Origin of the sequence: Sphingomicrobium arenosum (genome assembly GCF_026157085.1) — a bacterium.
GTDB classification, from domain to species: Bacteria; Pseudomonadota; Alphaproteobacteria; order Sphingomonadales; family Sphingomonadaceae; genus Sphingomicrobium; species Sphingomicrobium arenosum.
The window spans coordinates 1,857,874-1,880,316 of the sequence record NZ_JANPVN010000001.1 but is presented as its reverse complement, the minus strand read 5'-3'; the positions used below and the strand labels follow the sequence as shown (position 1 = coordinate 1,880,316).

The following is a 22,443-nucleotide window of genomic DNA, read 5'->3' as shown; positions in this document are numbered from 1 at the left end:
GCACACTGTATTAGAGATATATTACACTAATGCAACGGCCATCGGTTGATCGGTCCGGCGGACGCGCCTAGGAGGGGGCAGGCCGCAGTTTTCGGGGGACAATCGACATGAGCGAGATGACAGCTCCCCCCGAAGAGGATCTGGTGCTAGACGAGGACGACCGCCTGCGCCCCGACTTCGTGCGCGAAGTCGTCGAGGATGTGCGCGAGGGGCGGATCGAGGAGGCCTGCGCGCTGGTCGCCGAGCTGCACCCCGCCGACCGCGCCGACCTCATCGAGCTGGCCGGGCCCGAGGACCGTCCCGCGATCATCAGCGCCTTGGGCAGCCTCATCGACGCCGACGTCTATGCCGAGATGAACGAGCATGTCCGCGAGCTCGTCATCGAGGAGATGGAGCCCGAGGACGCCGCCGACCTGGCGAGCGAGATGGACACCGACGATGCGGTCGCCATCCTCGAGGATCTCGACGAGGAGGACCAGCAGGCGATCCTGTCGCGGATGGAGCCCGACGATCGCGCCGCGGTCGAGGAGGCGCTGTCCTATCCCGAGGAAACCGCGGGTCGCATCATGCAGCGCGACCTCATCGCGGTGCCCGAACATTGGAACGTCGGCCAGGTGATCGACTATCTGCGTTCTGACGAGGAGCTGGCGACCGATTTCTGGGAAGTGTTCGTGACGGGGCCGCAGCATCATCCCGTCGGCACGGTCAAGCTGTCGACGCTGCTGCGCACCCAGCGCTTCACCCCGGTGACGCAGATCATGCAGGAGGAGCAGACGCTCATCCCGGTCGCGCTCGACCAGGAAGAAGTGGCGCTGAAGTTCCAAAAATACGCCCTCATCTCCGCCGCCGTGGTCGACGATAGCGGACGACTGGTCGGCATGATCACGGTCGATGACGTGGTGCACATCATCCAAGAGGAAGCGGGCGAGGATGCGCTGCTGCTGTCGGGCGCGGGCGAGGGCGATATCAACGAGCCGGTGCGCGAGGCCTATTCGGGGCGGGTGCGCTGGCTGATCGCCAACCTCGGCACCGCACTGCTCGCCACTTTCGTCATCGCCCAGTTCGAAGACACGATCGCACGGCTCGCGATTCTCGCGGCGCTGATGCCGATCGTGGCGGCGCTGGGCGGCAATGCGGGGACGCAGGCGCTGGCGGTGACGGTGCGCGCGCTGGCGACCAACCAGCTGACGGGATCGAACCGCTGGCGCGCGATCCGGCGTGAGGGGCTGGTGGCGCTGATGAACGGCATCACCATCGCGGTGCTGCTGGGGGCGGGCGTGGCGCTGTTCCTCGACCCGATGATAGGCGCGGTGATCGCGGCGGCGATCCTGTTCAACATCCTCGTTGCCGGGCTGGCCGGGGTTCTCGTGCCGGTGGCGCTGGAGAATGCGGGGGCCGACCCGGCGGTGGCGAGTAGCGTCTTCGTCACCACCGTGACCGACACGATGGGCTTCCTCGCCTTCCTCGGGCTGGCCAGCGCGGTGCTTTTATAAGGTATTGAAAAGAGGGGCCTAGGCCGCCATTTTCAAGCCCATGTCCTGCGTGCATATGACCAAGGTGGCCTATGGCTGCGCCAGCCTGCCGACGCTGGAAAAGCGGATCGCGCGGCGCGCGAGCGGGGGCAAAGTGCGCATCGTCACCAAGCGCCGCCCGGTGCGACATGCCGAGGTGTTGAACGGCGGGCGGCTGCACTGGATCGTCAAGCATCGTATCGTGGCGCGCTCCAAGGTGCTGGCCTTCGAAGAGCGTCCGGACGGGCGCTGGGACATCGTGCTGTCGGACCGATTGGAGCCTTGCGCGGCTAGCCCGAAGCGCGCGCACCAGGGGTGGCGCTATCTCGGGGCCAAGGACGCGCCGGGCGAGGAGGACGACGGGAGCGGCATCGGCGAATTGCCGCCGCGGCTCTATGGCAAGCTGGCCGCGCTGGCGCTGGTGTGACGCCTATTTGCAGCCAGTGACGAGCGGCGCGCCGACAAGGCGCAATTCGCAGGCGGGGCGTCCGGCGAGGCTGATTTCGCCGACTCCGATCGCATCGACGCGAACCTCTTGGGCGGAGCCCATGGCAACGATCGAGGGGCCATCGACGCCGAGCGTGGCGCGGTCGGCCTCGAGCCCTTGGGCGTCGAGATTGGACATGCCGCGCACAATGAGCGTGGCATCCTCGACATCGCCACCGATCTGCGCGCTGGCGGCGCCGTTGAGGCCGACGTCGAGAGTGTCGACCTCGACGTGGTGGATGACCGCGCGGCCGCTGCCCTGGATGGCGAGGCCGAACTTCTGTCCCTCGATCGAATCGACCTCGATCAGTCCCGAGCCATTCACCCACAATCGTTCGAGGCGATGGGCGCCGAGGCGGATGGTGACGGGCTGGGCGCGATCGCGCTCATTGCCCGACCAGTTGGAGCGATTGGCCGAGACGATGAGCGTGCGGCCCTCGACCCGGATGCGGACCCCGTCGAGCGCCGCGCTATTGCCCTCGGCCACGGCGAAGGGCGAGCGGTCGGTCTCGAGCTGGATGCGAAAGCCGCCGTCAATCCGAAGCTGGTTGTAGTCGGTGACCGAATAGCGGCGTTCCTCGGCCTGCGCGGCGGCAGGCATGGCGAGAATAGCGAGCAGCGAAAGAGCGATGATCCTCATAGACGAGGACCATCGCCCAAGATGGTTAATAAAGCCAGAAGATCGAGCGGCGGACGGTCAGCTGCAGCTGACGTCGCCCGAGCCGAATTTGGAGACGCTGCAATTGGCGCCGCCCGTCAGGGTCACATCGCCCGAGCCGGCGATCGAGATATCGGCCTCGCCCGACACCTGCGCGGCGACATCGCCCGAGCCGGCGATCGAGATGTCGGCGTTGGTCGCGCTGAAGGCTTGGTTGAGGAAGTCGCCCGAGCCGCCGATCGACAGGTCGAGAACGTCGGCGCTGCCGCGCACATCGATCGCGCCCGAGCCGGCGATGGTGAAGTCGGCGCGCTTGGCCGCAATGCGGTCGATCTTGATGTCGCCCGAGCCCGCAATGGTGCCCGAGAAGCGCTCTGCATCGACGGCGGCAAGCTGCATTGTGCCCGCGCCCGCGATGGTTGCTTCCTTCAAGGCGGCGGTCGTGATGCGCACGGTGACCTTGGTCCCGTCGGCCCAGCGGATGATGACCTTGTCGTCCTCGTCGTCCGGACGGATGGTGAGCTCGTCACCCTCGAAGTCGAAGGCGGTGCGGTTGAGCGCGGCCTCGGGGCCCTCGATCTCGATCGAGGGCGTGTCGCCTTCGACGACGATGACGTCGTAGCGCCCGGCCACGGTCAGGCGGTCGAAGTCCTGCGCCTCGATCTGCCGCGTGATGGCGGGGCCTTCCTCGATGGTGATGATGCGTCCCTCGTCGACCATGTCGGTGCAGGTCGAAATGGCGCCGGTGAGGAGCGCGATGGTGGTGGCTTTGAGGATCATGATGCTTTCCGCTTGGCTGTGTTGCTCATCTAATACGCGGATGCGCGGCGCTTGGCAAGCAGAAGGGCCCGACCGTTCCCGGCCGGGCCCCCTTGGTGATCTTGTCGATCGGATGCCGTCAGGCGTCTGAAGACGCTCCGAACGTCGCCCGGACCTTCTATGCGTCTTCTTTTTCCGCGTTCCAGATCTTCGCGGCGTCGTCGAGGACGGTGATGATCTTCTTTAGCGCGGTCTTTTCGTCGGTCTTTTCCATCGCCGCAAGTTCGCGGGCGAGGCGCGAGGAAGCCGCTTCGAAGATCTGGCGCTCCGAATAGCTCTGCTCGGGCTGGTCGTCGGCGCGGAACAGGTCGCGGGTCACTTCGGCGATCAGGATGAGGTCGCCCGAGTTGATCTTGGCTTCATATTCCTGCGCGCGGCGCGACCACATGGTGCGCTTGACCTTGGGCTTGGACTTCAGCGTTTCCATCGCGTCCTTCATGGCCTTGTCCGACGACAGCTTGCGCATGCCGGTCGATTCGGCCTTGTTGACGGGCACGCGGAGCGTCATTTTCTCTTTTTCGAACCGGAGCACGTAGAGGTCGAGCTTGGCACCGGCGATTTCGGTCGACTGGAGTTCGATCACTTTTCCCACGCCGTGCTTGGGGTACACGACATAATCGCCGACATCGAAGCTGAGAGCCTTGCTCGCCATAAAGAGTTTCTCCGGTTGATCACGCCGGACAAGCGGAAGCGGTCGTCGTCCCCCAACGTTGACCGGGCCCCATGTCCATGCTGCGTGAAGTGGTGTTCCTGCATGAAGAAGCCGTCGCTCATTTACACGGGCGGCGGCTCGTTGTGACTATTATATAACAGAAATCCTATTCAAATGCGAGTCCCAGTTGTGTCGGGCCTCTGACCTCCTCCTCGACCGGCGAAGACAGGCCGAGACCGAGCAGTCGAACGCCTTTTTCCAGCGGAAACAGGGGGCTGAGCAGCGCACGGCCTGCGGCGTGAAAGGTGTCGGCATCGGTAACGGGGGCGGTGAAGCTCCTGGCGCGGGTGATGATCTCGAAGTCCGAATATTTGACCTTGAGGTTGACCGTGCGGCCCTTGAAGCGGGCTTTCTCGATCCGCTCCCACGCAATCTGGCTGACGCGGTCCAGTTCGGCATAGGTCTCCGCTTCCTCGCGCACATCCTCGTTGAAGGTACGCTCGGCCGAGCAGCTCTTGCGGGTGCGGTTCGAGCGGACGGGGCGCTCGTCGATCCCTCTGGCGATGCGGTAATACCAGTCGGCCGAAGAGCCGAAGCGCGCCTTCAATTCGCGATAGGGCCAGGCGGCGAGGTCGGCGCCGGTCATGATGCCGAGCCGGTTCATCTTCTCGGCGGTCTTGGGGCCGACGCCGTGGAAGCGTTTGACCGGAAGGCTCTGGACGAAGGCGGGGCCCTTCGATGGCGGGATGACGCACAGGCCGTCGGGCTTGTTCTGGTCGGAGGCGAGCTTGGCGATAAACTTGCAGTAAGAGACGCCGGCCGAGGCGGTGAGGTCGGTTTCCGCCTTGATGCGGGCGCGAATGTCCTCCGCGATCGCCTTGCCCGAGCCGAGGCCGTGGGGGTCCTCGGTGACGTCGAGGAAGGCTTCGTCGAGGCTGAGCGGCTGCACCGCGGATGCATGGATGGCGAAGATGTCGCGGATCTGCTGGCTGACCGCGCGATACACGTCGAAGCGCGATTTGACGAAGATGAGGTCGGGGCATTTGCGCTTGGCGGTGACGCTCGGCATGGCGCTGCGCACGCCGAAGACGCGCGCCTCGTAGCTCGCCGCCGCGACCACGCCGCGATGGCCGCCGCCCACGGCGACGGGCTTGCCCTTGAGTTCGGGATGGTCGCGCTGTTCGACGGAGGCGAAGAAGGCATCCATGTCGACATGGATGATCTTGCGCCCGTCGGCACCGGGGGCGGGCAGGTCGCCAGGACCAGACAGAGAATCGGGATTCACGCTCACCTGTTCCCTCCTAGCGCCTTTTCCTCTCCGCCCCGATATGCTTTAGGGCGCGGCGACTCTTTAGATAGTTCGCACAGCGAAGGACGACCCCATGAACATCCACGAGTATCAGGCCAAGGAACTGCTCAAGAAATATGGCGCGCCCGTGCCCGCCGGCATCCCCGCGATGAGCGTGGAAGAAGCGGTCGAGGCGGCCAAACAGCTCCCCGGCCCGCTGTGGGTGGTCAAGGCGCAGATCCATGCCGGCGGTCGCGGCAAGGGGCATTTCAAGGAACTGCCCGAAGGCTCGAAGGGCGGCGTCCGCCTCGCCAAGAGCCTCGAGGAAGTGGAGGCGCATGCCAAGGACATGCTCGGCAACACGCTGGTGACCATCCAGACCGGTGACGAGGGCAAGGAAGTCCAGCGCCTCTACATCACCGACGGCGTCGATATCGACAGCGAATTCTATCTCGCGATGCTCGTCGATCGTGCCTCGGGCCGGATCGCCATCGTCGCCAGCCCCGAAGGCGGCATGGACATCGAGGCGGTCGCCCACGACACGCCCGAGAAGGTCCACACCTTCACCATCGATCCCGCAACCGGGCTGATGCCGCATCACGGGCGCAGCGTCGCCAATGCGCTCGGCCTCACGGGCGATCTCGCCAAGCAGGCCGCGCGCGTCACCGCCGCGCTCTACAAGGCGTTCGTTGGCACCGACGCCAGCCAGATCGAGATCAACCCGCTCGCCGTGTCGGGCGATGAACTGATGGTGCTCGACGCCAAGGTCGGTTTCGACAGCAATGCCATGTTCCGCCACAAGGACATCGAGGAACTGCGCGACCTGACCGAAGAGGATCCGATGGAGGTCGAAGCCTCCAAGTACGACCTCGCCTATATCAAGCTCGATGGCGACATCGGCTGCATGGTCAATGGCGCGGGCCTCGCCATGGCGACGATGGACATCATCAAGCTGAACGGCGCCTTCCCCGCCAACTTCCTTGACGTCGGCGGCGGCGCCGACAAGGAAAAGGTCACCGCGGCGTTCAAGATCATCCTGTCCGACCCTGCAGTGAAGGGCATCCTCGTCAACATTTTCGGCGGCATCATGAAGTGCGACATCATCGCCGAGGGCATCGTCGCGGCGGCCAAGGAAGTCGAATTGGACGTGCCGCTGGTGGTGCGCCTCGAGGGCACCAACGTGCAGCAGGGCAAGGACATTCTGTCCAATTCGGGCCTGCCGATCATCGCGGCGGACGATCTTGGCGACGCGGCGAAGAAGATCGTCGCGCAGGTGAAAGAGGCCGCGTAGCGAACAGACGGGGGCTGTTTGCGCGGCCTCTGCTGCGTAAGCTTCCTCATCATCAAACAATGAAAAGGGTCGCTTCGGCGGCCCTTTTTTTTGACCGCAGTCGCACGAGGCGCGCGAGCCACCACTGTTGGCTGTGAGTCAATTCATGGCGGTGTCGCTGGATTGCTTCGCTGTGCTCGCAATGACGCGGAGTTTTATCCCCCGCCCCCGCCGATCAATAGCTGGCTGAGGCCGAACCCGACGGCGGTGAGGCCGACGGTCACGCTCAAGAGCAGCAAAACGCCGTCGCGCACCAGGAGCGCGAGGCTGATGAAGATGATGGCCAGCATCGGCCCCGCGCTGGCGAAGGGCAGGAATTCCAAGGGCGGCACCGCGAAGCACAAAAGCAGGATGACCACGGCAGCAAGGCGGATGAAGACACCGCGCGTGAGCTTGCGCAGCCGCTTGTGGAACCAGCTGTCCATCTTGTCGGCGACGCCTTCGACCTTCTCGGCAGCCTTCTTGAGCTTGTCGCCCGAGATGCGTCGTTCCTCGAGCACGTTGGGGATCCAGATGTGGTCCTTGCCGAGCAACATCTGCACGGCGAAAATCGCGATGGTGACCGCCAGCAAGGTGGGCACGCCGGGGATCGCCCCGATCGGCGACAATTCGAGCAGCGCGGGCACGATGATGAAGGGGGCGTAGGTGCGGCTGCCGAAGGCGTCGGCGATATCGCCGACCTTCACGCAGCCCTGCTTCTCGCCGATCTCCTCGAGGCATTCGAGAATGTCGGCGATCGAGTGAACTTCGTAGTTGCCCCGATGGTCGGTACGCGTGCTCATGACGGAAAAACAACGGATGAACCCATTTCGTTGCGTTTCCGGCCCCTACGGAACTCCGACCATTTGACGCGCGCTGTTTGGCAAAGCATATCGCACTCGAATTTTCAGTCAGGAGAAGTCAGCCCATGAAGCTGCTGGTCGCCGTGAAACGGGTGATCGACTATAACGTGAAGCCTCGGATCAAGCCCGATGGCAGCGGTGTCGATCTCGCCAACGTCAAGATGAGCATGAACCCCTTCGACGAAATCGCCGTCGAGGAAGCCGTGCGCCTCAAGGAAGCCGGAAAGGCCGAGGAGATCGTCGTGGTCTCGGTCGGTCCCGCCAAGGCGCAGGAAACGCTGCGCACGGCGCTGGCGATGGGCGCCGATCGCGCCATCCTCATCCAGACCGACGAAGACGTCGAGCCGCTGGGCGTGGCCAAGCTGCTCGCCAAGGTGGCGGGTGAGGAAAATCCCGACATGGTGATCCTCGGCAAGCAGGCGATCGACGACGACAGCAATGCGACGGGCCAGATGCTCGCCGCCATGCTCGACTGGGGCCAGGGCACCTTCGCCTCGAAGGTCGAGCCCGCCGATGGCGCGGTTAGCGTGACGCGTGAGATCGACGGCGGCCTCGAGACGGTGAAGCTCCAGCTTCCTGCCGTGGTCACCACCGACCTTCGCCTCAATGAGCCGCGCTATGCCTCGCTCCCCAATATCATGAAGGCCAAGAAGAAGCCGCTCGAGACCAAGACGCCGGAAGACTACGGTGTCGACGTCGCGCGCCGCCTGACCATCACCAACGTCGCCCCGCCGCCCACGCGCGAGGCGGGCGACAAGGTCGACAGCGTCGATGAACTCGTCGCCAAGCTCAAAGAACTGGGAGTCGCCTAAGATGAAAACGCTCGTTCTCGTCGAACATGATGGCACCGCCATCAAGGACGCCACCCTCTCCACCGTGACCGCCGCCGCCAAGCTTGGCGAGGTGCACCTGCTCGTCGTCGGCAAGGATGTCGGCGCGGTCGCCGAAGCCGCCGCCAAGATCGACGGTGTCGGCAAGGTCCATGTCGCCGATGCCGCGCATCTCGAGCACCAGCTGGCCGAGGATGTCGCGCCGATCATCATCGACCAGATGGGGCATCACGACGTCTTTCTCGCGCCCGCGACCACGACCGGCAAGAATATCGCCCCGCGCGTCGCCGCCAAATTGGACGTGGCGCAGATCAGCGACATCATTGCGGTCGACGGCGATGACACGTTCAAGCGTCCGATCTACGCCGGCAACGCCATCGCGACGGTCCAGTCGAGCGATGCCAAGAAGGTCATCACCGTGCGCGGCACCGCCTTCGACAAGGCCGGTGCCGAGGGTGGCAGCGGGGCGATCGAGGCGATCGACGCGGGTTCGTCCAGCGCCAAGTCGGACTTCGTCTCGGCCGAACTGTCGGCGGGCGACCGTCCCGAACTCACCAGTGCGGGCGTGATCGTCTCGGGCGGGCGCGCCTTCGGCTCGAACGAAGACTTCCACAAGCTCCTCGATCCGCTCGCCGACAAGCTGAACGCCGCCGTCGGCGCCAGCCGCGCCGCGGTCGATGCGGGCTATGCCCCCAACGACTACCAGGTCGGCCAGACCGGCAAGATCGTGGCGCCCGAAGTCTATATCGCCATCGGCATCTCGGGCGCGATCCAGCACCTTGCCGGCATGAAGGACTCGAAGGTCATCGTCGCCATCAACAAGGACGAGGAAGCGCCGATCTTCCAGGTCGCCGACATCGGCCTCGTCGGCGATCTCTTCCAGATCGTGCCGGAGCTGACCGAGAAGCTTTAGAGCTTTTCTTTTCCGGAACATCGAAGGGCCGCGTTTCCCATGAGGGAGACGCGGCCCTTTCTTTGTGCAGGATGCCGTCGATCCGAAGCGGAAGGTCGGTCGGCCCGTGATCGCTCCCGTGCGCTATTCGCGCATGGGTTCGGGGTCGAACATGTCGCCGGCGCGCTCGATGTCGTCGGCGCGGCTGGGGATCGGCGGGGTGAAGCGCAGCACGGCATAGCCGACGAGCGCGGACAGGAGCGATCCCGCCAGCGTGCCGATCTTGGCGGCGTCGACCAGCTCGGGCTGGCCGGGGAAGGCGAGGCCGCCGATGAACAGGCTCATCGTGAAGCCGATGCCGCACAGGATGGCCGCGCCATAGACCTGGGCCCAGCGGGTACCGCGAGGACGCGCGGCGAGGCGCAGCTTGCAGGCCGCCCAGATGGCACCGAAGACGCCCAGTTGCTTGCCGAGGAACAGGCCGAGCATGACGCCGAGCGGCAGCGGCTCGAACAGCGCGTCCACGTTGGATGGCAGTTCCACGCCCGCGGCGACGAAGCCGAAGACCGGGACGATGAGGAACATCACCCAGGGGTGGATGTCATGTTCGAGCTGGCGAAGCGGCGATTTCGCCTCGCCGCGCCCGATCGGCACGGTGAGCGCGGCGAGCACGCCCGCGATGGTCGCATGCACCCCGCTGGCCAACACGAGCAGCCAGAGGATGAAGAAGCCGATCAGGTACCAGATGAGGCGGCGCACGCCATAGAGCGCCATCGTCGCCATGATGGCGGTGACGGCGAGCGCGGCGCCCAAGGCATAGGTGTTGAGATCGGCGGTATAGAAAAGCGCGATGATGATCACCGCGCCGACATCGTCGACGATGGCGATGGTGACGAGGAGGAGCTTGATCGAGGCCGGGGCATAGCGCCCGAGGATGGCCAGCACGCCGATCGCGAAGGCGATGTCGGTGGCCGCCGGGATGGCCCAACCATGGATGCGCGAGGGATCGAAGCCGACGACCAGCGCATAGATGAGCGCGGGTACGGCCATGCCCCCGATGGCGGCGATGATCGGCAGGCGGCGGGCCTGCGAATCCGCGAGGCGGCCCTCGAGCCATTCGCGCTTCACCTCGAGCCCGACGAGCAGGAAGAAGATCGCCATGAGGCCGTCGACGACCCAATATTCGACGCTGAACTGGGTGTAACCGTCATAGCCCGGCGGGCTGTAGGGCATGACCGGGCCGAACTTGAACTTGAGCAGGTCCTCGTAGAGTTCGGCGAGCGGCGAATTGGCAGCGATCAGCGCGGCGAGCGCGGCAACGATGAGCACGATACCCGCGAGCTTTTCCTGCGCGGCGACGTCTTGGGGGGTCTTGGCCATGGCGCTTGATAGACAGAGGCGGGTGCGCTCGCCAAGGGGCTAATCGAGGTAAAGTGGCGAGGATGTACGATGTCGCTATTGGGTCACGGAGCCTTGGCGGGTGAAATGGAAGATAGTGTGCCCACTGTCGAGCGCGATTTCGGCCTTTCCGCCGTCGTCGAGACGATAGGTGTAGGAGTAGGTTCGATACCCTGGCGACGTGCCAGCGAGATGGATCGACCCATCAGCGTTTTTGCTTGCGATCACGTCAAGGTGCCAATCGCCGGTGTCGAGCCGGTAACGGTTCCCTGAAAGGATGAGGTCGACATCGCCAAGGTATTCGTTGGAGTAGCGCCCCGGTGTGAGTTTTGGCGCCGTCGATACTGTTTGCAAGAGCGCAGCTTGCTCATGGGTGGCGGCCGCGAGGTCTTGCTCGGCATCTTCGATCATCGTCATGGCACGAGGGGAGCGGGCGTACAGCAGTTCCAGAACCTTTACGATGAAGGCATCGACCAAAGCATAGCCGGCTTCCGAGTTGGTCATGATCACCGCCCCAATGTCGGCGTCGGGTAGGAAGAAGATGCCGGAGCGGTAACCGCGCGCCGCACCCCAGTGACGGATCACGTCGACCCCTTCGCGATTCTCGACGCGCAGGCCCATGCCATAATGGCCGTCATGCTGGCCGGTATAGATACCGGGCTGCCGACGTTCCAGCAGCGGCGTTTCAGCGAACAGGCGCGTGCCGTCGGGAGCTCTGCCTTTCAGGATTTCGTTGCGGACATATCGTGCAAGGTCGCTGGCGCTCGACCATGATCCTCCAGTTGGGCGGACAAGCGCCATCGAATGGGGGTGGCCGTGGTTTTCGTCCTGCGAAACGCGCGCGAAGGAGCCTGATGAATCATGGCCGAATGGCTCCGCGACATTGGTGCCGCCAATCGCGGTGACCGGATCGAGGGTTGTTCGCGTCATGCCTATGGGACCGAATATATGGGTCTGCATCGCCAGATCGTATGCCTCGCCGATCGGCAGGCCGGGGTAGAAGATCTTGCCGGTGACATATCCAGCGGCCGCGCCGAGATGGTTGCTGTAATGATATTCCTCGCCGAGCGACGCGACGGGTGACATCGTACTTAGGTGCTCGAACACGAGCGCCTCGTCGGCATGGGCCTTACCGTTGTAGGACCAGAAAAAGTCGTTCCAAGGCAGGCCAGTACAGGCGCACAGGAGATGACGCAGTTCGAGCCGCTCTGCCAGCGCCGCATCGGCGAGCGCAAATGACGGGTAATGGTCGACGACGCGATCGTCCCAATCTGCCAACCCGAGCTCAACCGCCTTGGCCATCAGCAAGGTGGTCATTCCCTTGGTGATTGACGCTGCCATCAGAAGCGTATCGGCTTGCATTGGATCGCCCAGAGCGTTGCGAACCCCCAGACCGCCCTGCGCGATGATCTGATCGCCCGAGATCAGTGCATAGGAAGCACCGGGGATCGCGAGCCGTTCGAGACCGTGCTCGATGAACCGCTCGATCTCCCCCACAGCTTCGGCATCGAGCGGCAGCGCCTGTGACGCACCGATGCTAGCGGGTGTCATTTCGGTGATGGCGGGTTGTACGGCGAGCGATGCCGCGACCAGGAGTATTGTAGACATCGTACGATGTCATACCGGGGCAGCGGCTTGCTACAAACGCCCATCGACTAACGGGGCAACGGCTTCGCCAGATGCAGGACGCATCACATCGGGAAAATGGTGCCTGGGGACGGGATCGAACCGCCGACACTGCGATTTTCAATCGCATGCTCTACCAACTGAGCTACCCAGGCGCCGGGGCAAAAGCGGGCGAATGCCGCTTGGTGCGAAGGGGCGTCTAGCCGTCCTCTTCGGCGCTGTCCACCCCTTCTTGCAAGGCCGGTGGGCCGGGGATGCGATAGCCATCGCCAAGCCATTGCAGCAGGTCGCGATCCTTGCAGCCGCGGCTGCAGAACGGGCGGTGGTCGTGCGCCGTCGGTTTGGCGCAGATCGGACATTTTGCGGGCTTTGCTGGCATGGGGCTTCACATGGCGCGGGCGGCGTCCCCGTTCAACCCAGCACGCGATCGTGCAGCGCGCGCAGGCGCCCGAACGCGCGTTCGGCGGCGTCGGCGTCATAGGCGGGGCTGTCGAGGACCGTCCAGCCATGATCGCCGGCATAGACCTCGATCTCGGCAGGGCGGCCGGTCGCGGCCATCGCGCCGCGCAGGACGGACTTGTTCTCGGGCGCCTCGGCATCGTCGTCCTGCGCGATGGCGACGAGATAGGCGGCCTTGCTGTCCGACAACTGGCGGTGGGGGCTGTCGGGAGCGTCGGTGACGAGCCCGCCACCGTGGAAGGAGGCGACGGCGGCGATGCGATCGGGCCGCGCGGTCGCCGAGCGGAAGGCGAAGGGGCCGCCCATGCAATAGCCCTGGACGCCGATGCCGACGTTCGTGTCGACCTCGTCCTGTTCGTCGAGCCAGTCGACGATGGCGCGCGTGTCGGCGGCGATGGCCTGCGGGTTCAGGGCCTCGCGCCACGGGCGGACCTTGGTGAAGCCGTCCTGTTCGCGAAAGGCGGCGAAGTCGTCGAACAGCGGGGCGGGGCCGGTGCGGTAATATTGGTTGACGACAAGCACGGCGCGGCCGGTCGCGGCGAGGCGGCGGGCCATGACCTCGAAGGCGGGGCGCAGCCCGGCGATATCGGGCCACAGGAAGACCGCTGCCGACGTCTCACCCTTGGGATGAACGAAGAACCCGTCCATGACGCCCGAGGCGGTGGGGATGGAGACGCGGCGTTCGCGCAGTCCCGCGCTGCTGCCCATGCCGCCGCCAGCGCAGGCGGCGAGGGTCGTGGCGAGGCCGAGCACCGCGAAGCGGCGACGGCTGAGGCTGAGAAGATCGGGGTCGAGGGGCGAGCGCTTGCACATGGTCGGGTCTCCTTGTCAGACCCAAGGCGGCGCGGGGGCGGGAAGTTCCGCTTATGCCCCTTGGACCGTAGCGCCCGAGAGCGAGAGGTCGGGGCGCGGCGCGAGCGTCACGGTGCCGCCGATGCGGCGTTCGAGCGCGGCGATCCAGTCGGGGCGCAGCGCGGCGATCACGGCGGGGTGGGCGTCGATGGTGGCGGCGCCGATATGGGCCTGTGCTTGTCGCAGCAAGGCGCGGGCCTCGAAGGCGGCGCGGTCGGTCGCGAGGTCGATCAGGCTGGCGCGGGTCTTGGGCCGCACGACCTGGACGAAACCGAAGCCGTTCATCGCGGTGCGCTCGAAAGGCTTTTCGAGATACATGTCGAGGATGTCGCCGACCCTCTTTTTCGGCTCGCGGCCCTCGAGGCTGGGGAAGTCGATACCGGTGGCACCGCCCAGATCGAGGCGGCGGATGGCGCGCGCGCTGGCCCAGGCGGCCATCTGGCTGAGCTTGTCGGGGACGAGCCAGCCGTCGACGTCGATCATGGTCATGGCGCTGGTCGGCTCGATCTTGAGCTGGCCGCCGTCGAAGCTGGCGGTGCCGGTGCGGGCGTCCTCGATGAGGTCGTCCCATCCGGGGATGGTGCCGGGCTGCCCGTCGGCGAGCGGCGGGGCGGGAGCCACGGCCTCGTCGGTCTGGACCGCGAGCGCGCGCTTCCACGGTTCGGCGCCGCCCAAGGCCTCGCGGGTGACGCGGATGCGGATGGTCGCGCCCTCGCTGATCCCGCTCGCGCCGCGGGGGAGGAGGAATTGTTCGCCTTCCGCCTCGACCGTGACGCGCGGGGCGATGGCGAGGAGTTTGGCGTCGAGGATTGTGCCTGCGGGCGTCACGCCGTGGCGGCGAATGCGGGCTTCGAGGATGTCGTCCTGCTCGACCAGCGCGGCGCGGGTCTCGCCGATGCCTTCCTCGATGATCCACTCAGGCTGGACGAGCCCGTTCACGGGATCGTCAGCCCGGCGGATTTGAGCATGTGGCGGGTTTCGGCGACGGGCAGGCCGACGACGTTGGAATGGCTGCCGTGGATGAAGCGGACATAGACTTCGCCATAGCCTTGGAGGCCATAGCCGCCCGCCTTGCCCATCCACTCAGCCTCCATCGCGGCGTAGGTGTCGATTTCCTGGCTCGAGAGCCGCTTCATGGCGACGATGGTCTCGACGACCTTGGACCATGAGCGCCCGTCGGGAGCGACCGCGGCGATGCCGGTGAAGACGCGGTGGCGGCGGCCCGAGAGGAGGTGGAGACAGTCGCGCAAGGTCGCCTCGTCCTCGGCCTTGGGCAGGATGCGTCGGCCGACGGCGACGACGGTATCGCCTGCCAGCACGAGCGCGTCAGGGTGGCGCCCCGCGACCACCGCGGCCTTTTCGGCGGCGAGGCGGCCGGCATGGGGGCGCGGCAGTTCGCCGGGCGTCGGATCCTCGTCGATATCGGCGGGATCGACGAGATCGGGCGTCACATGGATGCGCGCCAGCAATTCGCGGCGGCGAGGCGAGGCCGAGGCGAGCACGAGTTTCATCGCGGGGGCAATGCCCTATTTGAAGCGGTAGGTGATCCGACCCTTGGTGAGGTCGTAGGGGGTCAGCTCGACGAGGACTTCGTCGCCGGTCAGCACGCGGATGCGGTTCTTGCGCATCTTGCCTGCGGTGTGTCCGAGGATCTCGTGGCCGTTTTCCAGCTCGACGCGGAACATCGCGTTGGGCAGCAGTTCGACCACCCGACCCCGCATTTCGAGAAGTTCTTCCTTGGCCATGAACGTCCTTGTGCAGTGTTTCGGGAGCGCCTCCCTTAGGCGAGAACGTTGGCCAAGGGAAGTATCGCCTTTTCTCAGCTGGGATTGTGTTCGGCGACGAAGGCGCTGATGCGCTGCATATAGTCGATGAGCTCGTCCTGATCGAGGCTGTGCCCGCCATCGGGATAGAGCCGGAGCGTGAAGGGTTTGCCGGCGCGCTCGAGCGCACGGGCGAAGCGGGTGGTCTGGTCGACATCGACGATGCCGTCTTTCTCGCCGTGGCTGAGGAACAGCGGCACCGAGAGACGCTCGGCCTGCTCGATCGGGCTATATTGGTCGAGGTCGAGCCGTTCCATGCCGCGGATCGAATCGCGCCAGTCGCGGAAATAGCGCTTGGCCGACATGGCGCGCTTGGTGTGGCGGACGGCACGGTCGAGGTCGCTGACGCCGGCATGGCTGACCGCGCAGCGATAGCGTTCGGGGTTGCGGATCGCGCCCCACATGGCGGCGTATCCGCCAAAGCTGCTGCCGACGATGCAGACGCGCGCGGGGTCGACGAGCCCTTGCGCGGCGAGCCAGTCGACGCCGTCGTCGAGATCGTCCTGCATGCCGCGGCCCCATTCGCCGAACCCCGCCTCGACGAAGGCGCGTCCGCGCCCGGTCGAGCCACGAAACTGCGGCTGGAAGACAGCATAGCCGCGGCTGGCGAAGAGCTGGACGAGCGGGTCGTAGCCCCAGTCGTCGCGCGCATAGGGGCCGCCGTGCGGCATGAGGATGAGCGGCAGGCCTTCCTGCGCGCCTCCCTTGGGCAGCGTGAGATAGGCGGGAATGTCGAGCCCGTCGCGCGCGGCGTAGGTCACCGACCGGGTCGGGCTCAATCGTTCGGCATCGACGTCGGGGAAGCGCGAGATGATCGGCGCCATGGTGCGCTCGGCTTCGTCGAGCACGAAATAGGTGCCGGGTGCGGTCGGCCCGCTCGAGAAGAGGAGGACACGGCCATTGTCGCGCGAGAAATCGAGGATGACATTGTTGCGGTCGGGCAGAGCGCGGTCGAGCTTGGCCTGGAGCGCGGCATAATCCTCGTCGATCCAGTGCGTGCGGGGGCGATCGTCCTGATAGGTAAAGCCGGTGATCCGATAATCGCCGTCGAAGATGACGTCGTCGAGATCGGCGGTCTCATGCTCGAAGATCTTGTCCCCGACCTCGCCGGTTTCGAAGTCGAAGCGATAGGCGGCGAAGCGGTCGCTGTCGGCGTTGGTGACGACGACCGCATCGGCGCCGGGCAGGCCGAAGTGCATGCTGTCGAGCGTGACGTTGGTGCGCTCGTCGATCCGGCCCTTGATCTTGCGCAGGTCCTCGCCCTCGCGCTGGCGATAGTAGATGCGATACTTGCCGTCCTCGACCGCGATCCCGGCGCGCACGACGCCCTCGCTGTCGACAGCCCAGCGCCAGACGTCATGGCGATCGCGCTCGAGAATCTCGGCATCGCCGGTGGCAAGATCGATGCGCTTGACCGTGGGGGTCTCGCCGACCCGATCTTCGCTGGCGACGATGGCGAAGTCGCCCTCCTCGTCGATGTGCAGTACCCGGCCCGTCACGAGCCCTCGCGACTTGGGATCGGCGACGACCATGTCGCCGTTGCGGATGTCAAGGACGACGAGGCGCTGCGAGTGGAAGTCGAAGCCGCGAACACGTTCGGGGCGCAGGACCGAGAGGAGCAGGCGGTGATCGTCGGCCCATTGGAGGTCGCGCAAATGAATACCGCCCATGTCGATCGGGCTTGCCCGTTCGCTGTCGCTTGCATCCATGAGGACGATGGTGTCGCCATCCTCTTCGTGCAGGTAGCTGGCAACCAGCTGGCCATTGGGTGAGAGGCGCGGGCTCTTGAGGGAGTCGTCCTCGACCAATTGCGTCGGCAGGAGCGGTTGGGCGGCCGCATGGCCGACGGCAAGAGTGGACAGCGCGGCAAGGCAGGCCGCTCCGAACAGACGCAACATCACTTATACTTTCCCCCAAGGCGATACTTCGCTTCACATCGTGGAGGGCAAGGCGTGAAATGCAAGTAAAGAAAAAGGGAGCGCGGACAGGCCACACCCCCTTTCTCAGGTCGAAGGCGATTGTCGCCTAGATCAGGCCGTGGCCCGCGCCCGCCAAGGCGGCGAGGAGCAGGATCGCGACGATGTTGGTGATCTTGATCATCGGATTGACGGCCGGGCCAGCAGTGTCCTTGTAGGGATCGCCGACCGTGTCGCCGGTCACCGCGGCCTTGTGGGCTTCAGAGCCCTTGCCGCCGTGATTGCCGTCTTCGATATATTTCTTGGCGTTGTCCCAAGCGCCGCCGCCCGAGGTCATCGACAAGGCGACGAAGAGGCCCGAGACGATGACGCCCAGCAGCAGCGCGCCCAGTGCGGCAAAGCCGTTCTGCTGGCCCGCCACCGCCGTGATGGCGAAATAGACCACGACGGGCGCGAGCACCGGCAGTAGCGAGGGGACGATCATTTCCTTGATCGCCGCCTTGGTCACGAGGTCGACCGTCTTGGCGTAATCGGGACGTTCGGAACCGTCCATGATGCCGGGCTTGGCCTTGAACTGCTCGCGCACGTCGATGACCACGTCGCCCGCCGCACGGCCGACCGCGGTCATGCCGAGCGCACCGAACAGGTAGGGCAGCAGCGCGCCGAGGAGCAGGCCGACGATGACGTAGGGGTTTTCGAGGCTGAAATCGACGTCGGTGTCGGGGAAATACTTCCGAAGATCAGTCGTATAGGCCGCGAACAGGACGAGCGCCGCGAGCGCCGCCGAACCGATGGCATAGCCCTTGGTCACCGCCTTGGTGGTGTTGCCGACCGCGTCGAGAAGATCGGTCTTCTCGCGCACGCTGTCATCGAGGCCCGACATTTCGGCGATGCCGCCGGCATTGTCGGTGACGGGGCCATAGGCATCGAGCGCAACGACCATGCCGGCGAGGCTGAGCATCGCGGTGGCAGCATAAGCGAGGCCCATGAGCCCGGCGAGCTGGAAGGCGGCGACGATGGCGACGACGAACAGGATCGTCGGCAGCGCGGTCGCTTCGAGGCTGATGGCGAGGCCCTGGATCACGTTGGTGCCGTGACCGGTTTCCGACGCCTTGGCGATCGACTTCACCGGGCGATAGTTGGTGCCGGTATAATATTCGGTGATGAAGATGATGAGGCCGGTGACGACGAGGCCGATCATGGCGCACCAGAACAGGTCCATGCCGGTAAAGGCGGCGAGCGTGGTGGTGCCTTCCTCGGCCATCGGCGCGCCGGGATCGACGTCGGTGACGACCCCGCCGATCTGCGCGGTCATGTCGCCGAGCGCATATTGGATGGCGAACCAGATGAGCGGCACGGCGAGCACCGCCGAGACGATGAAGCCCTTGTACATGGCCGCCATCACGTTGGTCGAATTGCCCGACAGCTTGACGAAATAGGTGCCGATGACGCTGGTCAGGATGCACGCGCCGCCGATCAGCAGCGGGAGCGCCATCAGCGGCACGAGCAGATCGCCCACGACGCCGCCAAGCAGCAGCGCGGTCAGGACCATGGTGATGCCCACGGTGACGACATAGGTCTCGAACAAATCGGCGGCCATGCCCGCGCAGTCGCCGACATTGTCGCCGACATTGTCGGCAATGACGGCGGGGTTGCGGGGATCATCCTCGGGAATGCCTGCCTCGACCTTGCCGACGAGATCGGCGCCGACGTCGGCGGCCTTAGTGAAGATGCCGCCGCCTAGACGCGCGAAGATCGACACGAGCGACGCGCCGAGCGCCAGGGCGGTGAGGCCGATGACGACGGTGCTGTCGTCGGCGGCATAGCCGCCGGGCCCGATGAGATAGGCGAAATATCCGGCGATCGCGAGCAGCGCGAGGCCGACCACGAGGAGACCGGTGACCGCGCCCGAACGGAAGGCCATGGTGAGGCCCTGCTGGAGCCCCGTGCGCGCGGCTTCAGCAGTGCGCACATTGGCGCCGACCGACACGTTCATGCCGATGAAGCCCGCCACGCCCGACAGGATCGCGCCGATGGCGAAGCCGATCGCGGCGACCCAGCCGAGGAACAGGAGGACGAGCACGGCGACGAGGATGCCGACGATGGTGATCGCCGTATATTGGCGCTTCAGATAGGCCTTGGCGCCTTCCTGGATGGCGCCTGCTACCTCGACCATGCGTTCGTTGCCCGCCGGTGCACCGAGCACCTGGCGGGAGGTAATGATGCCGTAGAGCAGCGCAACAACGCCGCAGGCAATCGCGATCAACACCAGATTCATGCTGGATAATCCCCCCTGTTCGGAAAGCCAGCAGGCCGCTGGCCCCATGGTTTGTGGCCAACAGGTGTAACGCACATTTTAGCGTGCGCAAGGCTGGTCAACAGAGAGGTTGATCGAGGTTAAAGGAGGGTCAAAGCGACCATGCTGCCACTGGCGAGGCCGGCGAGGGCGATGCAGATGCGGCGATAATCAATCGCGATCATGTTCATGGCCGAGCCTTTCGGGCAGTTCGACCGGCGCGCCGTCATGGGTGAGCGACAGGCCGGTGCCGGACGCCAGTCGTCCGACGATCGTCACCCTGGCGTCTCTTGGTAAAGATTGTCTTACCGCTTCTTCAGTCTCGGGCGGAATAGCGGCGAGGAGGGCGTAATCGTCGCCCGCGGTGGCGGCGAACAGGCGCGCGGCGCGATCCTCGCCTTTCTCAGCGATGAAGGCGGTCTCGAGCGGCAGGCTGGCAAGCTCGATGGTGACGCTGCAACCCGAGGCGTCGGCCATGCGAGCGGCATCGAGAAGCAGCCCATCGGAGACATCCATCATGGCGTGCGCGTGGCGCGCGAGCGCGGCGCCGGGCGCGAGCAGCGGCACGGGGCGGCGGTAGATGTCGACGAGCGGACCGGTCGCCTCGGGGTCCTGGTCGAGCGCTTCCAGGCCCGCCATGGCCGCGCCCAGCGTGCCGAGGAGGAGGAGGAGGTCGCCAGCCTGTCCACCATCGCGGCGCGGCGCGGGGGCTTGGCTGTCGCCGATGACGGTGAGGCCGAGAACGCGCGGGGCGCCCTCGGGAAGCGCGACGGTGTCGCCGCCGAGCAGGGGAAGGCCATAGCTCTCGCCCGCGGCGGCAAGGCCGGTGAGGAAGCGTTCTTCCCAGTCGCCGGGGCTCATGTGCTCGCCCGGCGTGCCGATAGTCAGCGAGAGCAGCGCACCGACGGGGCGGGCACCCTTGGCGGCGAGGTCGGAGAGGTTCACGGCGGCAAGCTTCCAGCCGACGCTCTCGGGCGGGTCGTCGGGGCGGTAATGCACGCCCTCAACGATGGTGTCGTGGGTAAGGATGTGGGTGCCAAGGTGCGCGACATCGTCGGCCAGCCCGGCGGCGGCGGGATGGTCGGCGAGCCGGGCGAGACGCGCATGGAGCCGCGCCTCGAGGCTGGGCCCGGCGTCATCATTCGGCTTCACAGGCGGAGATTGGCGCGGCATGGTCGGTGACCAATCGCACGAGGGAGGGGAATTTGCCAATCGCGATGATGCTGGCGCTCATGCTGGGGTGGCAGGATGCGGAAGCCCAAGCGCTCGCCGCGCAGGCGCAGGCGATCGAGGCGGTGGAGCCTGCGGCTCAAGCCGCGCCGCCGCAGGAGGCTGGTCCGCAGCAGGCCGGGCCGCAGAGCGGTCCGGTCGAGACGCTGCCCGGCACCGCGAAGCTGCCCGCGATCGCGGGAGGGCGGATCACCCAGATGATGTTTACCGACGGCGCGGCCGCCGGAGTGGGCGAGGTTTGGGTGTGGACCCCGCCCAGCTACGGCAAGGACCCGCGCGCCCGCTTCCCCGTGCTCTACATGCATGACGGGCAGAACCTCTTCGACCCGGCCTATACCAATTACGGCAAGGAATGGGGGATCGACGAGGCGATCATGCGGATGGCCGCGCGCGGCGATCTTCGCGAATGGATCGTCGTCGGCATCCGCAGCCCCGAGAGCCGCTGGCTCAGCCTGTTCCCCGAAAAGCTGCTCGATTACCTGCCGGCGCATCGCCAGCAGGCGCTGGCGGCGACGGTAGGATATGAGCGGCTGGAGCGCGAGGCGTTTCGGGGGGATGATTATCTCGACTGGCTGGTCCATCGCCTGAAGCCCTATATCGACCGGCGCTATCCGACCCATGCGGACGCGGCCAATACGGCGGTGATGGGATCCTCGATGGGCGGGCTGATGAGCCTTTATGCGGTGGCTGAATATCCGCAGGTGTTCGGGCAGGGCGCGGGGCTTTCCACCCATTTCGCATTGGGCAATCCGATCGAGGACGAGGCGCAGGTGCCTGCTCATGTCGCCGACATGGTGGCGGCGTGGGACGCCTACCTCGACAGCACGCACATCGATCCCGAATTCAACATGCTCTACATCGACCATGGCACGGCGACATTGGATGCGGGCTATGTGCCTTACTACGAGGCCTTTGCAGCGATGATGCGCTCGGGAGGGTGGCGCGACACGCATTTCGAGAGCCGGCGTTTCAAGGGCGCCGAGCATGACGAGGACGGCTGGCGCGAGCGGGTCGATATCCCGCTAAGCTTTCTCGATCGCTTCGACCCCTGAAGAGGCCTAGGCGCGCGCTTCCTTGGCGATGGCGTCGAGGAGGCCGTTGACGAAGCCTTTCTCGCGCGCGTCGAAGAAGGCGTCGGCGACGTCGACATATTCGTCGATCACCGCGGCGCGGGGCACGTCGGCGCGGGCGATGAGTTCGTAGGTGCCGGCACGCAGGATGGCGCGCATGGCGCGGTCGAGCCGGGCGAGGCTCCAGCCTTCGCTCAATTTGGCCGCGATCTTCTCGTCGATCTCGTCCATGCGCGCGATGACGCCGGCGACGAGGTCGTCGAAGAAAAGAACTTCGGCCTCGGCATATTGCGCATCCTCGATCACCGCGCCGAGGCGATGTTCGTGAAATTCGTGGATGAGCTGCGCGGTGCCCGTGCCTTCCATTTCCCGCTGGTAGAGGGCTTGGACGGCGGCGAGTCGCGCGGCGGAGCGGCTTTTCGATCTCGACATGGCTGCGCCTTTGCGCACTAAGTGTCGCGAATG

22 protein-coding genes and 1 tRNA gene are annotated in these 22,443 nt (G+C 65.6%); 6 read left to right on the top strand and 17 right to left on the bottom strand.

Going from position 1 to position 22,443, the window contains the following annotated elements:
• The first annotated feature begins 107 nt into the window (after positions 1 to 107).
• Both mgtE and NUW51_RS09445 read left to right on the top strand, forming a co-directional pair.
• Entirely contained in the window at positions 108 to 1,493 is a 1,386-nt protein-coding gene (gene mgtE, locus NUW51_RS09450) for a magnesium transporter (RefSeq protein WP_265587266.1), read from the top strand.
• Between the two features lie 55 nt (positions 1,494 to 1,548).
• Positions 1,549 to 1,938 carry a DUF1489 family protein gene (locus NUW51_RS09445; RefSeq protein WP_265587969.1) on the top strand — a complete coding sequence of 130 codons (390 nt, stop codon included), beginning with the start codon at positions 1,549 to 1,551 and terminating at the stop codon, positions 1,936 to 1,938.
• Positions 1,939 to 1,941: 3 nt separating this feature from the next.
• On the opposite strand, the gene NUW51_RS09440 is transcribed toward NUW51_RS09445, so the two are convergent.
• From NUW51_RS09440 to dinB, 4 genes are all read right to left on the bottom strand, one after another.
• Complete coding sequence (locus NUW51_RS09440; protein ID WP_265587265.1) at positions 1,942 to 2,637, bottom strand: GIN domain-containing protein; 696 nt, start codon at positions 2,635 to 2,637, stop codon at positions 1,942 to 1,944.
• A gap of 57 nt (positions 2,638 to 2,694) precedes the next feature.
• Complete coding sequence (locus NUW51_RS09435; RefSeq protein WP_265587264.1) at positions 2,695 to 3,435, bottom strand: head GIN domain-containing protein; 741 nt, start codon at positions 3,433 to 3,435, stop codon at positions 2,695 to 2,697.
• A 157-nt stretch (positions 3,436 to 3,592) separates the two neighbouring features.
• A complete protein-coding gene (locus NUW51_RS09430) occupies positions 3,593 to 4,126 on the bottom strand; it encodes a CarD family transcriptional regulator (protein WP_265587263.1) in 534 nt (177 codons plus the stop codon).
• Between the two features lie 166 nt (positions 4,127 to 4,292).
• Complete coding sequence (gene dinB, locus NUW51_RS09425) at positions 4,293 to 5,411, bottom strand: DNA polymerase IV (protein ID WP_265587968.1); 1,119 nt, start codon at positions 5,409 to 5,411, stop codon at positions 4,293 to 4,295.
• A 97-nt stretch (positions 5,412 to 5,508) separates the two neighbouring features.
• On the opposite strand from dinB, the gene sucC reads away from it, so the two are divergent.
• Positions 5,509 to 6,705, top strand: coding sequence for an ADP-forming succinate--CoA ligase subunit beta (sucC, locus tag NUW51_RS09420; protein WP_265587262.1), 1,197 nt, complete (start codon positions 5,509 to 5,511; stop codon positions 6,703 to 6,705).
• A gap of 194 nt (positions 6,706 to 6,899) precedes the next feature.
• Here the strand turns inward: sucC and NUW51_RS09415 are convergent, their stop codons facing one another.
• Complete coding sequence (locus NUW51_RS09415) at positions 6,900 to 7,526, bottom strand: exopolysaccharide biosynthesis protein (RefSeq protein ID WP_265587261.1); 627 nt, start codon at positions 7,524 to 7,526, stop codon at positions 6,900 to 6,902.
• A 125-nt stretch (positions 7,527 to 7,651) separates the two neighbouring features.
• Between NUW51_RS09415 and NUW51_RS09410 the strand changes: the two genes are divergently transcribed.
• Entirely contained in the window at positions 7,652 to 8,398 is a 747-nt protein-coding gene (locus NUW51_RS09410; protein WP_265587260.1) for an electron transfer flavoprotein subunit beta/FixA family protein, read from the top strand.
• Between the two features lies 1 nt (position 8,399).
• The gene (locus NUW51_RS09405) at positions 8,400 to 9,329 is read left to right on the top strand and encodes an electron transfer flavoprotein subunit alpha/FixB family protein (RefSeq protein ID WP_265587259.1); all 930 of its coding nucleotides are present in this window, start codon (positions 8,400 to 8,402) and stop codon (positions 9,327 to 9,329) included.
• Between the two features lie 123 nt (positions 9,330 to 9,452).
• On the opposite strand, the gene nhaA is transcribed toward NUW51_RS09405, so the two are convergent.
• From nhaA to thiL, 11 genes are all read right to left on the bottom strand, one after another.
• Positions 9,453 to 10,688: a Na+/H+ antiporter NhaA gene (gene nhaA / locus NUW51_RS09400; protein WP_265587258.1), complete on the bottom strand. Its 1,236-nt coding sequence runs from the start codon at positions 10,686 to 10,688 to the stop codon at positions 9,453 to 9,455.
• 75 nt (positions 10,689 to 10,763) lie between these two features.
• Positions 10,764 to 12,314, bottom strand: a complete 1,551-nt coding sequence (locus NUW51_RS09395; protein ID WP_265587257.1) for a serine hydrolase domain-containing protein — start codon at positions 12,312 to 12,314, stop codon at positions 10,764 to 10,766.
• Positions 12,315 to 12,411: 97 nt separating this feature from the next.
• Positions 12,412 to 12,487: transfer RNA gene (locus tag NUW51_RS09390), tRNA-Phe, on the bottom strand.
• 44 nt (positions 12,488 to 12,531) lie between these two features.
• A complete protein-coding gene (locus NUW51_RS09385; protein WP_265587256.1) occupies positions 12,532 to 12,711 on the bottom strand; it encodes a DNA gyrase inhibitor YacG in 180 nt (59 codons plus the stop codon).
• Positions 12,712 to 12,743: 32 nt separating this feature from the next.
• Positions 12,744 to 13,604: a dienelactone hydrolase family protein gene (locus NUW51_RS09380; protein WP_265587255.1), complete on the bottom strand. Its 861-nt coding sequence runs from the start codon at positions 13,602 to 13,604 to the stop codon at positions 12,744 to 12,746.
• A 51-nt stretch (positions 13,605 to 13,655) separates the two neighbouring features.
• A complete protein-coding gene (locus NUW51_RS09375) occupies positions 13,656 to 14,582 on the bottom strand; it encodes a ribonuclease (RefSeq protein WP_265587254.1) in 927 nt (308 codons plus the stop codon).
• On the bottom strand, positions 14,579 to 15,154 hold the full coding sequence (locus NUW51_RS09370; protein ID WP_265587253.1) for a Maf family protein: 576 nt from the start codon (positions 15,152 to 15,154) through the stop codon (positions 14,579 to 14,581). Before NUW51_RS09370 ends, NUW51_RS09375 begins: the two co-directional genes overlap by 4 nt.
• A gap of 15 nt (positions 15,155 to 15,169) precedes the next feature.
• Complete coding sequence (infA, locus tag NUW51_RS09365; protein ID WP_147042814.1) at positions 15,170 to 15,388, bottom strand: translation initiation factor IF-1; 219 nt, start codon at positions 15,386 to 15,388, stop codon at positions 15,170 to 15,172.
• 74 nt (positions 15,389 to 15,462) lie between these two features.
• Positions 15,463 to 17,364 (bottom strand): alpha/beta hydrolase family protein, encoded by a 1,902-nt coding sequence (locus NUW51_RS09360; protein ID WP_265587252.1) that lies wholly within the window; start codon positions 17,362 to 17,364, stop codon positions 15,463 to 15,465.
• A gap of 127 nt (positions 17,365 to 17,491) precedes the next feature.
• Positions 17,492 to 19,660 carry a sodium-translocating pyrophosphatase gene (locus tag NUW51_RS09355; RefSeq protein WP_265587251.1) on the bottom strand — a complete coding sequence of 723 codons (2,169 nt, stop codon included), beginning with the start codon at positions 19,658 to 19,660 and terminating at the stop codon, positions 17,492 to 17,494.
• 189 nt (positions 19,661 to 19,849) lie between these two features.
• On the bottom strand, positions 19,850 to 20,830 hold the full coding sequence (gene thiL, locus NUW51_RS09350; RefSeq protein ID WP_265587250.1) for a thiamine-phosphate kinase: 981 nt from the start codon (positions 20,828 to 20,830) through the stop codon (positions 19,850 to 19,852).
• 53 nt (positions 20,831 to 20,883) lie between these two features.
• Here thiL and NUW51_RS09345 point away from each other — a divergent pair, with 53 nt between their 5' ends.
• Complete coding sequence (locus tag NUW51_RS09345; RefSeq protein WP_265587249.1) at positions 20,884 to 21,960, top strand: alpha/beta hydrolase; 1,077 nt, start codon at positions 20,884 to 20,886, stop codon at positions 21,958 to 21,960.
• Positions 21,961 to 21,966: 6 nt separating this feature from the next.
• On the opposite strand, the gene nusB is transcribed toward NUW51_RS09345, so the two are convergent.
• Positions 21,967 to 22,410, bottom strand: a complete 444-nt coding sequence (gene nusB, locus NUW51_RS09340; protein ID WP_265587248.1) for a transcription antitermination factor NusB — start codon at positions 22,408 to 22,410, stop codon at positions 21,967 to 21,969.
• Positions 22,411 to 22,443 lie beyond the last annotated feature (33 nt).